Here is a 10,400-nt window from a genome sequence, read left to right on the forward strand (position 1 = left end):
CTGGAAGAAACAATTTAACAATTAAATAAATATGAAAAAAGTAATTATTACAGGGGTAACTGGGCAAGATGGAAGCTTAATGGCCGACTATTTATTAAAAAATACAGATTATCAGATATTAGGTGGAGTTAGAAGATTAAGCGTCAATAATCATAAAAATATAGATCATATAAATAACCCACGGTTTAAAATTGTCCCATTTGAATTATCTGATTCTCATTGCATTGATAGTTTAATTTCTTGTGAAAAACCAGATTATTTCATAAATTTTGCGGCTAATAGTTTTGTTGGAAATTCATGGAATATGCCAGTAAATCATATGATTAATAATTCTCTTGGAGTTTTATATATTTTAGAGTCGTTAAGAAAACATTCTCCAAATACCAGATTTTATAATGCCGGATCATCAGAACAGTGGGGTGATATATCCTATTCTCCCCAAGACATGCAACACCCGTTTAAGCCTCGTTCTATGTATGGCGTTAGTAAATGTGCTGCCCATTTTACTGTAAAAGTATATAGAGAAACATATAATTTATATGCGATACAAGGATTACTTACAAACCATGAAGGATTAAGGCGCGGGGAAGAATTTGTAACTAGAAAAATAACAAAAGGGGTCGCGCGGATTTATCATTCAATTAAAAATAATCAAACTTTTGAACCTATTTGTTTAGGTAATTTAGACGCTAAACGAGATTGGTCGGACAGCGAGGATTTTGTGGATGGAATTTGGAAAATGTTAAACCAAGATAAACCTAAAGAATATATTTTATCCTCTAACGAAACCCATTCGGTTCGTGAGTTTATCGAAATAGCCTTTAAGGAAGCGGGAATCGAAGGAAAATGGACATTTAGAGGAAGTATTGGTAATTATATTCCGCCGGAAAATGAAACTTTTGAAACTTTAGACGGTAAAATTTTAATTAAAATTGATCCTAAATTCTATAGACCTTGTGAAGTAGAAATATTGCACGGTAATAGTAATCCCGCCCGACAAGAACTCGGTTGGACTCCCAAGATTTCTTTTCCTGAGTTGGTGGCTAGAATGGTAAAAAACGATATAAACAACTACAAATCTTAAATATTAGTGTAAATTATAAAGCAAAACAACTTTATAATTTATGGAAGAAAATAAAGGATTAATAGGATTTAGACGGTTTTGGGCCTTAAAACATAAGGCGATTTATTGCCAAGATCATCACCCACCTAAATAGATCAAAATTTAATAGTTTGGCTGGAAAATTGTCAATAAAAGTATATAATTTAACATATAAAAATACCAAAAAATATGAACTTTGAAATACAAATAGGCGGGGAAGATATTACATCAGAAAAAATAGAGGACAATGACCCGGTAATTTATCAAGAATCTGTTAAAAACTTTGAAACATGCATTCATAGAAGTGAATTAACAACTTATTGGGTAAGGTCAAGCTGTGGATGCCAGCCGGGTTCCAATGTCGAAGGTCGAATTTGTAATAAGCTACAAATTCAAGGAATTAATCCGGTTATATGCGCCACATGTTCTAGTTTTGAAGCTAAAAGTTAAATAAAAGGTATATATTTTATAAAGAAATTATCAATAAAATTTATAAAAACAATATGACAAAAATTAAAGAAGTTAAAGTCTCCAAAGAAAACGAAGATGATGAAAAAGTATTATCACCACAAGATCAGGTCGCCGCGATTTTAAAAGGAAACAAAGCCGATCACTTTAACTTTGAAGAAGATAATTATTATAAAGTTCCCTGTTCAAGCTTAATTGCTAATTCTATTATGAACGGTGGGTTAGCCAGCGGCGCACACAGAGCCATTGGAAACGCCTCCGGTGGCAAAACTTCTTGTTCTTTAGACTTTATGTTTCATTTTTTTAAGAGAGGTGTCGGGCACAGAGGAATTTATATAAAATCTGAGGGTCGTTTGTCCCCCGAGGTCCAAGCTAGATCAGGAATTAAATTTACTAATAAAATCGAAGAATGGGAAGATGGAACCTGTTTTATTTTAGAGTCAAATATCTATGAATTTGTTTTTAGTTTTATAGGAGATTTAATTAGAAACAATCCGACAAAATGTAAATATTTTTTCATTATAGACTCGATGGATATGATGATAAAAAGAGATGATTGTATAAAATCTATGGAAGATAGTAATCAAGTTGCTGGCGGGGCATTATTAGGATCAACATTTATGAAGAAAACTGCCGCCGCGTTACAGAAACGGGGGCATATTTCTATTTTCGTAAGCCAAGTCCGAGATTCTATTAGAATTGATCCACGCGCCAAGGGGGATAGTAATAAACAAGGCAAGGCGGGCGGTGGACACGTTTGGGAGCACGCGGCTGATTGGGTGCTAGATTTTGGCGCTCGCTACCAAGATGATATTATCAGAGAGGTAGAAGGTGATAAAAATTCTAAACCTATCGGTCATTATTGCAAAATTAATATTGTTAAATCCAATAACGAAACTTATGGTCAGGAAATCCGTTATCCTATTAGATATGGCAGAACCGGCGGGACAAGTGTATGGGTGGAAAGAGAACTTTTTTCATTTTGTCTCATGTGGAACTTTATAACGAAAGAAAAAAATTCCTACTATTTTCAAACAGAACTTTTAGAAGAATTAAAATCTCAAAATTTTGAAGTTCCCGAAAAATTCGTGGGGGTAAGCAAGTGCGAAAAATTCTTTGAAGAAAATCCGCCTATTTCTAATTATCTTTTTGATAAATTCTCCAAACTTTTATCCTAATCCTACGTCCGAATATTTTATGGGAAATATGGCGGGAATTTACTAAAATGAAACTCACCAAATTAAATACCACTATATTAGTTAATTATAACTTAAAATCCTATTTAATTGACTGGAATAGAAAAGTTTCTGGTCCTCAGAAAAAAGTTAAAGATTTTCTTCATAAATACTGGGAAAATGATATTATTTGTGAGGAATTATTGATAAAAGGAAGTTTACTTCGGTTAGATTTAATTAATTTTACTAAAAAAATAATTATTGAGGTTAGCCCTCGTGCCTTGCATGTCAATTATAACAAATTTATGCACGGCGGACGCAGTGGATACTTAAAAAAACTCCAATCAGATGCTAAAAAAATGGAATGGTCAGAAAGCAATGGATTTATTTTTATAGAATTATATGATGAAAATATCAATAATTTATCCGTAAAAATGTTTAAAGACGAATTTAGTATAGATTTATAAGTTTTTTGTATAAAAAAGTGTAAATTACTAGCGTATAATATATTTCATAAAAATATGCCTAAAAAAAACTTTATCGACCCCGTTGGTGAGCCGTTTATTTTCCCCGAATCCCTATTAAATCAAATTTCCGAGTGTACAAACGGAAATTTTATTATATTTTTTGGAAACAATGGGGAACCAGACCTTCGTGCAGAGTTTTCCAATTCGATCAATGAAATGGGTATCAGAGCTTATGTCACCAATTTTATAAACGGAATGAATGAAGCGGAAAGTATAGCGTCCACCCAAAATTTTTTAGGCAACGGCAATTCAGAAGATTTCGACGAAGATTTGTAATTTCTAAAGATTCTAGGTATATAGTATAGTGTGATTTTGAATCATACTATGTCTCGACCTAAGAAAATTTTAACACCAGAAGAACAAAGGAAGAAAGATAATAGATTACGCGTCCGGGCGATAATTTTAAGACTTTTGGCCCATATAAATCCGCGCGATATTTCGTGGATAATCGAAACTTCCGTGGTAAAATCTTGGATCAAAAAATACGGATTTGAATTTGTAGAACAATTCACTTTGCCTGATTTTTTATCCAAAACAGAATCATTGCGCCCTCTAACGGGAGATTGGGGTATTTCATATTTAGAAAAAAAATTTAATTTGTGGAAATATAATCAACAGGGAATTAATAAAGTTTTAGCTTTAAATTCCGAAAAAATAGGAGAAGATTATAAAAAAATAGATAAAAAACCAAATAGTTTGGTAGATTTCTTAAAAGGATAATTTTTATGCTAGAAATAAATAAAGTTTATAACGAAGATTGTCTTACCACAATGGCTAATGTGCCAGATAATTTCATTGATTTAACAGTAACTTCTCCACCTTATGATAATTTAAGAAAATATAATGGATTTAGTTTTGAATTTGAAAAAATAGCAATAGAAGTATTTAGAGTTATTAAAATCGGTGGCGTAGTTGTTTGGGTTGTTGGAGATCAAACTAAAGACGGAACTGAATCAGGAACTAGCTTTCGTCAAGCTTTATTCTTCAAAGAAATTGGATTTAATCTCCACGACACAATGATTTACAAAAAAGAAAATTATCTTCCATTGAATCACAACAGATATGATCCAGAATTTGAATATATGTTTATCCTTTCAAAAGGAAGGCCAAAAACCTTTAATCCATTAAAAATAAAATGTAAAACAGCAGGAGACGGATATAATTTTAAAAATAGAAATTCCTCTTCTGTTAATGAGATTGGGAATCCACTACGCGCCCGCGATGAAGATAAAATCACTAAAGAAGAAAAATACCGAGGAAATATTTGGAGTTATGCTACTGGTAAGAATAAGGGGAGTAAAGACGCAATCAGCTTTTTACACCCCGCTACATTTCCCGAAAAACTAGCAGAAGATCATATTTTATCTTGGTCAAATAAAGACGATCTAATTTACGATCCTTTTATGGGAAGCGGAACGGTCGCAAAAATAGCTAAAATTTTAGGTAGAAACTTTATTGGGAGTGAAATTTCGGCGGATTATTGCGATATTGCCAATAAAAGGTTATTAGAAGGTATATAAATTTACATGAGATACGACGACAATAAAAAAGAAATCGAGATACAATCAATTTCAGCACTAATCCAATATCCAGAAATTTTTGCAGATATTGATGGAATAATTAGGGAAAATTTTTATTCTATTAAATTAAATGAAATAATTTTTAGTATTATAAAAAATTCTCTATTAAAAAGAGAACCCTTAGATAAATTTACTATTGCCAACAAAATTAACAATCTAGGATTAAAATTTGAGATCGACCCTTATTCTTATCTTGAAAGTTTGGAGCTGAGGCAAGTTAGTAAAGATGCCGCGCCGGGATATTTTAAGGAACTTGCTCAAATTTATGCTAAAAAACAAATTGATTCCAGATTAGACGAAATAAGAAAATATATTCATAATTCTAAAAATGATTCATTTAATCAAGTTATTAGTAAATGTGATTATCTTTATGGGGACGTAATAAATAGTTTTAGTTTAGATGGGGAACCCGAAGATTTATTTAATGGAACAAAAGAATATATTGAGGAATTAGGAAATCTAGATAAACCAAATGAAATAACTTGTCCTTACCCTATTTTCCAAAAGTTTTATGGAGGGTTTTCTAATTCTACTTTAACATTATTCGTTGCTTCTTATAAGGTAGGAAAAAGCACTTTTCTATTAGATTTAATGACTAAAATTTGTTCAAATGACCCTGATATGGTTGGATTGTATATTGATACGGAAATGAAAACTGTTGAAGTAAAACGCAGATTGGTTTCTATGTTATCTGGCGTTAATGAATATTATTTAAGAAATGGTTGGCGGCGGGACGCGGAATTAGTTAAAAATGTTAGAAAAGTTTGGCCAGTTATCGAAAAATGGTTTAACAGACTTCAACATTTATATGTTGCTAATATTTCACAAGAAGAAACAGAATCAATAATCCGGCGATGGGTTTGGAAAAAAAAAGCTGAAAATCCAAATTGCAAACCTATTGTTTTTTATGATTATTTTAAGTTAACTGATCAAGATTCTGTTCGTGATGGATTTGCTAGTTCAATGGTTTTAGGCGTGAAAGTTGATAGAACAAAAAAATTATCCGCCGAGTTAGATATTCCTATAATTGCGGCGGCTCAAAGTAACGCGGCGGGAGAAGTTGGATTATCAAGAGAGGTTCCAAAATTTGTAGATAATGCATTTAAATTAAGAAAAAGAAATATTGAAGAAATAGAAAGCGAAGGAGGATTAGCAACTCATAAAATAGAAAGTATCTGCAATAGAAGTTTAGGCCCGGAATCCCAAACTATTGAAACGCAAGTTAAAATAGGAAAAGATAAAGAAGGAAAAACTATTTACAGAGATAATGCCATTTTATATAAATTTCAATCATTTAAAGTTTACGAATTAAATACATTACAAGAACAAATGAATTTACAAATGTTACCAAAGAAAAAACAAGAAAATTCCGGGGATTTATTTTAAAATTGAATAATATATGAATTTTTGGGCCTATTATTGGTTAGGAGTTTTAATATTAGTTATGGTAGTTTTAATTTTAACCGTAGTTTTTTGATATAGAATAATGGAATCAGAAATTTTAGATATAAAAAGTTTTTTGCAAGATAAAGGCTGTAAAATCCAGCAATCCGGCGGCGAATTACAAATTATTGCAACTTGGCGCGGCGGACAAAATTTTTCAGTCAGCGTAAATCCGCGCAATGGAAATTGGTTTGATTTTGTTGAAGCGTCCGGCGGCTCATTTGATAAATTAGTTACTCTTTTGGGTGGAGAAATTACAGATCAAAATTATAGTTTTTCTAATACTGATTTTATTGATGAATTAAAACTCCCCAAAGTTTTTGATAAAAGTATTTTAGATAATTTAATAAAAGATTATAGTTATTGGGAAAACCGCGCGATTGACAAATCTATATTTGATGAATTTACCGTCGGAATATTTAAAGACGGTAAAATGACCAAAAGACATTGTACGGTTATCTATGGTCAAAACAAAGAAATTGTAGGGGTGTCCGGGCGGGCTTTAGAAAATTGGATGAAGCCAAAATGGAAACATTTATTTAAAGTTTCTGATGTTTGTTTTCCACTTTACTTAAATAAAAAAATAATAAAAGAAAAACAAGAAGTTGTGATCGTAGAATCATTGGGCAACCTTTTTTCACTGTGGAGTGCGGGGATTAAAAATGTAATTTGTATTTTTGGAACTCGATTACATAACAAAATTTTATCAAATTTAATTAGTTTAAATCTCAAAAATATTATAGTTAGTCTAGACAATGACTATGAAAATCATAATGTAGGAAATTTAGCCGCCGAGAAGGTAAAAATTAAATTAAGTAATTTTTTCGATGAAAATATTATAAAGATTATTTTACCGCCGGAAAAAGACTGGAATGAAACATTAGTCGCACGCGGGCCGGATTCTATTGTGGGGCTACTTAGGGAAAAAAGTATATAGATTGACATGAACAGATTGAAATTTAGATTTTGGAACAAAATAGATAAAAGTTTCCATAAAAATCTACGTGATTATTTTATTCTTAATTTGGAGGGGGATGTCGGAATAGTTAAAGACGATGATGTAATGATTTTTAAGCCAGATTGCTTTGTTGTTCAGCAATTTACAGGTTTATTAGACTTAGAAGGAAAAGAAATTTATGAAGGTGATATTGTAGTCGCACGCGAGGTAAGACCGAGATATACAGAAACTAAAGGAAAAGTAATTATAGATTTAATTAATAGAAAAGAAACCTTAGATGTTCTACATCACACTGGACATGTATGCTATCCAAAAGGTAATGCTTGTTTTTGTATTTTCACTAAAGATATAATCAAAACAGATAAATATACTTCATACGGGGCTAATATTATTAACATGACTACAATTTTATACGAATATGAAATTATTGGTAATATTTTAGAAAATCGTGAATTATTAAAATAATTTTAAAAATGAATCATCCCAAATTAAATAAATTAACTAATGAAATATTTCCTAAGAAATGGGGCTACGAAAATATTATAGTAAATAATGAAGAATATTGTGGTAAAATTCTTCATTTCAATGCCGGGACTAAGTTCTCCAACCACATGCATATCAAAAAAAGGGAAAGTTTTTATTTGTTGAGCGGCAAATTAGTAGTTACGGGAATTAATACCGAAGATGCCAGTAAATACCAAATTACTTTAAATAAAGGAGATATTTTGGATGTTCCTAGATTTTGTTTTCATCAAATAGAAGCGTTAGAAGACTCTGATTTAATAGAATTTTCAACTCACCATGAGGATTCAGATTCTTATAGGGTTGAAAAAGGAGATAGTCAAAAATGATAATTTTTTTGACGAAATTGTAAAATTTATAGAAAAATAATGATTCCTTGGTTTCTAAACGGTATTCCGGCGGAATTTTCCACTTTTAAACCGGAAAGAACGGAAATAGCCGATAAAAATAGCGTGCCCGACAACCCAAATAGTGTAAATAATTCTAGAACATCCAAGAAAAAACAGTATATAGCTGATACTAGAACAGTTAACAAGAATAAAAAACGACCAAACAATAAATCCAGCCGGTTTTTATAAAATTTAAATAATATGAGTAAAAAAATATCACCTGAAATAATTAAGGAATTAAAATGGTAGTTGAATTACCTACTCGGATTAAAAATATTTGCGGTTTAAGATATGGACAACTAATAGTAGTATCTTTTTCCCATACTGAAAAGGGTAGTAGTTATTGGGTTTGTAAGTGTGACTGCGGAAATACAAAAACGATTAAAGCTGAGAGTCTAAAATCGCAAAACACTAAAAGTTGCGGCTGTTTTCAGAAAGCAAATCGTCACCTTTTTAAATTCAAAGATTTAACCGGCCAAAAATTTGGAAAACTTTTAGTTATTCGGCAAGTCGGTTATACAAACACGTCTAAACCAAGATCAAAATGGGAGTGTAAATGCGATTGTGAGAATTTAGTAATAAAAGTTGGCGAAAACTTGACAGGGGGACATACTAAAAGTTGCGGTTGCTATAACAAAGAATCTATTATTAAAAGATGTAGAAAAGATATTTCGGGGAGAAAATTCGGTCTACTAACCGTAGTAGAATATAGTCACACCATTGGAAAAACATCATTTTGGAAATGTGTTTGCGAATGTAATTCTATTAGAATTCTTCCAAGATGTAATTTAATTTCGGGGTGTACTAAAAGCTGCGGATGTCAACATAACCTCAAAGGAGAAAAAAGTCATAATTATAATCATAATTTAACGCCGGAAGAAAGAATAATCAAAAGAAATACGCCGGAAAATCGAGAATGGGAAAAATCAGTTAAAATTAGAGATAATTTTACCTGTCAGATTTCAGGTCAAAGAGGTGGCAAGTTATGTTCACATCATTTAGATGGTTATAATTGGTGTAAAGAAAAAAGATTAGATATAAATAATGGCATTACGCTTTGCGAAAAAGTTCATAAATTATTTCATCGTCTTTATGGAAAGAAAAATAATACATTAGAACAGTTTTTAGACTTCAAACAAAAATATCAAAATACAAATTATGAATAAATCAAAAATAAAAGTTACCCCAGAAATAGTAAAAGAGCTACAAAAAATTTTAGATTCCGGTTTACCAGAAAAGGGAGCACGTCAATGGTTCCGTGAAACTACTGGTTTTAAAAAGACTCAGGGAAATGCGGTTTTTAACCAAATAAAAGAATCTTTTAATAAAGTTAAAACCAACCCGGATTTAGAACTGGAATTTATTTCTGATAAATATACTTATAATAAAATAGATGATGTTTATTGTGTCAATTTAAAGTGTCAAGTTAAACCGCTGGTTGTTTCAGGGCCTAAACATCGCGCTATTTGCCGTTCGTTTTCCGAGTGGGGCGATAATTTAACCTGTGATGAAATTGTAAAAAAATATACTTTAACGCCCGAAATATTTGAAGAATATAGAAGAATCTTTAATTTAACTAAAACAAAAGAACCTTTATCAATTGAAGAAGTTCTAGAAAACAGTATTGAGGATAGTGTTGGTAAAATATTAGAAGAAAAAAGATTTAAAATTTATCAAACTTATGAGAAAGAATCTTGGAAAAGCGTTCAATCTCAGGCTGTAAAATGGCAAGATTTCCAAGCTAGAAAATTTGATCCTTTTGTTAATTTCCTTGAAAATTATAATCCGCCGGAATTAAAACAATTCGACTATAAATCTAAGTTTCAAGATATAAATTCTGATAGGGTATTTACGATTGTTCTTTCAGATTTACATTACGGTGCCAATGCCAAGGCCAAATATATGTTTAATCGCCCAGACTGGACGACTGAAAAAACTGTTGAATGTGTGGATAAATTTGCTACCGAAATTGTAAAAGAAGTAGATAATAGAAAAAGTAAATTTAAAAAATGTGTAATTATGGGTCTTGGTGATCTAATTCACTCACTTGACGGAAAAACTCAGCGTGGCACAGAATTAAAATATGATTACGTTAGAGAAGAACAGTTTGATTTCGCCTTAGACAGTCTTTTAGCATTTATTACTAGAATGGTTGAATGTTTCGGAGAATGTGAAGTTCATTCAATTTATGGAAACCATAACTACGAGACAGAAATGGCCTTATTCCGCGCTTTAG

General features: G+C 31.3%; 13 protein-coding genes. All 13 read left to right on the top strand.

The features are described 5' to 3' along the window. Positions 1–31: 31 nt before the first annotated feature. Positions 32–1,084, top strand: a complete 1,053-nt coding sequence (locus ACKVOD_RS08165) for a GDP-mannose 4,6-dehydratase (RefSeq protein ID WP_409208979.1) — start codon at positions 32–34, stop codon at positions 1,082–1,084. A 521-nt stretch (positions 1,085–1,605) separates the two neighbouring features. Beyond that, the gene (locus ACKVOD_RS08170; RefSeq protein ID WP_409208980.1) at positions 1,606–2,748 is read left to right on the top strand and encodes a hypothetical protein; all 1,143 of its coding nucleotides are present in this window, start codon (positions 1,606–1,608) and stop codon (positions 2,746–2,748) included. Positions 2,749–2,795: 47 nt separating this feature from the next. Continuing rightward, positions 2,796–3,212 (top strand): hypothetical protein, encoded by a 417-nt coding sequence (locus ACKVOD_RS08175; protein ID WP_409208981.1) that lies wholly within the window; start codon positions 2,796–2,798, stop codon positions 3,210–3,212. Positions 3,213–3,266: 54 nt separating this feature from the next. Then, complete coding sequence (locus tag ACKVOD_RS08180; RefSeq protein WP_409208982.1) at positions 3,267–3,548, top strand: hypothetical protein; 282 nt, start codon at positions 3,267–3,269, stop codon at positions 3,546–3,548. Between the two features lie 48 nt (positions 3,549–3,596). Then, complete coding sequence (locus tag ACKVOD_RS08185; RefSeq protein ID WP_409208983.1) at positions 3,597–3,992, top strand: hypothetical protein; 396 nt, start codon at positions 3,597–3,599, stop codon at positions 3,990–3,992. 5 nt (positions 3,993–3,997) lie between these two features. Further along, complete coding sequence (locus ACKVOD_RS08190) at positions 3,998–4,792, top strand: DNA-methyltransferase (RefSeq protein ID WP_409208984.1); 795 nt, start codon at positions 3,998–4,000, stop codon at positions 4,790–4,792. A 6-nt stretch (positions 4,793–4,798) separates the two neighbouring features. Further along, positions 4,799–6,238, top strand: coding sequence for a DnaB-like helicase C-terminal domain-containing protein (locus ACKVOD_RS08195; RefSeq protein ID WP_409208985.1), 1,440 nt, complete (start codon positions 4,799–4,801; stop codon positions 6,236–6,238). Between the two features lie 100 nt (positions 6,239–6,338). Then, positions 6,339–7,232: a toprim domain-containing protein gene (locus ACKVOD_RS08200; protein ID WP_409208986.1), complete on the top strand. Its 894-nt coding sequence runs from the start codon at positions 6,339–6,341 to the stop codon at positions 7,230–7,232. A 6-nt stretch (positions 7,233–7,238) separates the two neighbouring features. After that, complete coding sequence (locus ACKVOD_RS08205) at positions 7,239–7,718, top strand: YopX family protein (RefSeq protein WP_409208987.1); 480 nt, start codon at positions 7,239–7,241, stop codon at positions 7,716–7,718. 8 nt (positions 7,719–7,726) lie between these two features. Beyond that, positions 7,727–8,104: a cupin domain-containing protein gene (locus tag ACKVOD_RS08210; RefSeq protein WP_409208988.1), complete on the top strand. Its 378-nt coding sequence runs from the start codon at positions 7,727–7,729 to the stop codon at positions 8,102–8,104. 39 nt (positions 8,105–8,143) lie between these two features. Then, positions 8,144–8,353 (top strand): hypothetical protein, encoded by a 210-nt coding sequence (locus tag ACKVOD_RS08215; RefSeq protein WP_409208989.1) that lies wholly within the window; start codon positions 8,144–8,146, stop codon positions 8,351–8,353. A 53-nt stretch (positions 8,354–8,406) separates the two neighbouring features. Continuing rightward, positions 8,407–9,330 carry an HNH endonuclease gene (locus ACKVOD_RS08220; protein ID WP_409208990.1) on the top strand — a complete coding sequence of 308 codons (924 nt, stop codon included), beginning with the start codon at positions 8,407–8,409 and terminating at the stop codon, positions 9,328–9,330. Next, on the top strand, positions 9,323–10,400 hold a 1,078-nt coding region (locus tag ACKVOD_RS08225), incomplete at its 3' end, for a hypothetical protein (protein WP_409208991.1). The genes ACKVOD_RS08220 and ACKVOD_RS08225, both read left to right, overlap by 8 nt.

The organism is Flavobacterium sp., from assembly GCF_046155325.1.
Taxonomy (GTDB): Bacteria; Bacteroidota; Bacteroidia; order Flavobacteriales; family Flavobacteriaceae; genus Flavobacterium.

What these genes read in the sequence shown, in the direction of transcription:
- ACKVOD_RS08165 (WP_409208979.1), top strand. Translation starts at nt 32, where the DNA reads ATGAAAAAAGTAATTATTACAGGGGTAACTGGGCAAGATGGAAGCTTA.
- ACKVOD_RS08170 (WP_409208980.1), top strand. Translation starts at nt 1,606, where the DNA reads ATGACAAAAATTAAAGAAGTTAAAGTCTCCAAAGAAAACGAAGATGAT.
- ACKVOD_RS08175 (WP_409208981.1), top strand. Translation starts at nt 2,796, where the DNA reads ATGAAACTCACCAAATTAAATACCACTATATTAGTTAATTATAACTTA.
- ACKVOD_RS08180 (WP_409208982.1), top strand. Translation starts at nt 3,267, where the DNA reads ATGCCTAAAAAAAACTTTATCGACCCCGTTGGTGAGCCGTTTATTTTC.
- ACKVOD_RS08185 (WP_409208983.1), top strand. Translation starts at nt 3,597, where the DNA reads ATGTCTCGACCTAAGAAAATTTTAACACCAGAAGAACAAAGGAAGAAA.
- ACKVOD_RS08190 (WP_409208984.1), top strand. Translation starts at nt 3,998, where the DNA reads ATGCTAGAAATAAATAAAGTTTATAACGAAGATTGTCTTACCACAATG.
- ACKVOD_RS08195 (WP_409208985.1), top strand. Translation starts at nt 4,799, where the DNA reads ATGAGATACGACGACAATAAAAAAGAAATCGAGATACAATCAATTTCA.
- ACKVOD_RS08200 (WP_409208986.1), top strand. Translation starts at nt 6,339, where the DNA reads ATGGAATCAGAAATTTTAGATATAAAAAGTTTTTTGCAAGATAAAGGC.
- ACKVOD_RS08205 (WP_409208987.1), top strand. Translation starts at nt 7,239, where the DNA reads ATGAACAGATTGAAATTTAGATTTTGGAACAAAATAGATAAAAGTTTC.
- ACKVOD_RS08210 (WP_409208988.1), top strand. Translation starts at nt 7,727, where the DNA reads ATGAATCATCCCAAATTAAATAAATTAACTAATGAAATATTTCCTAAG.
- ACKVOD_RS08215 (WP_409208989.1), top strand. Translation starts at nt 8,144, where the DNA reads ATGATTCCTTGGTTTCTAAACGGTATTCCGGCGGAATTTTCCACTTTT.
- ACKVOD_RS08220 (WP_409208990.1), top strand. Translation starts at nt 8,407, where the DNA reads ATGGTAGTTGAATTACCTACTCGGATTAAAAATATTTGCGGTTTAAGA.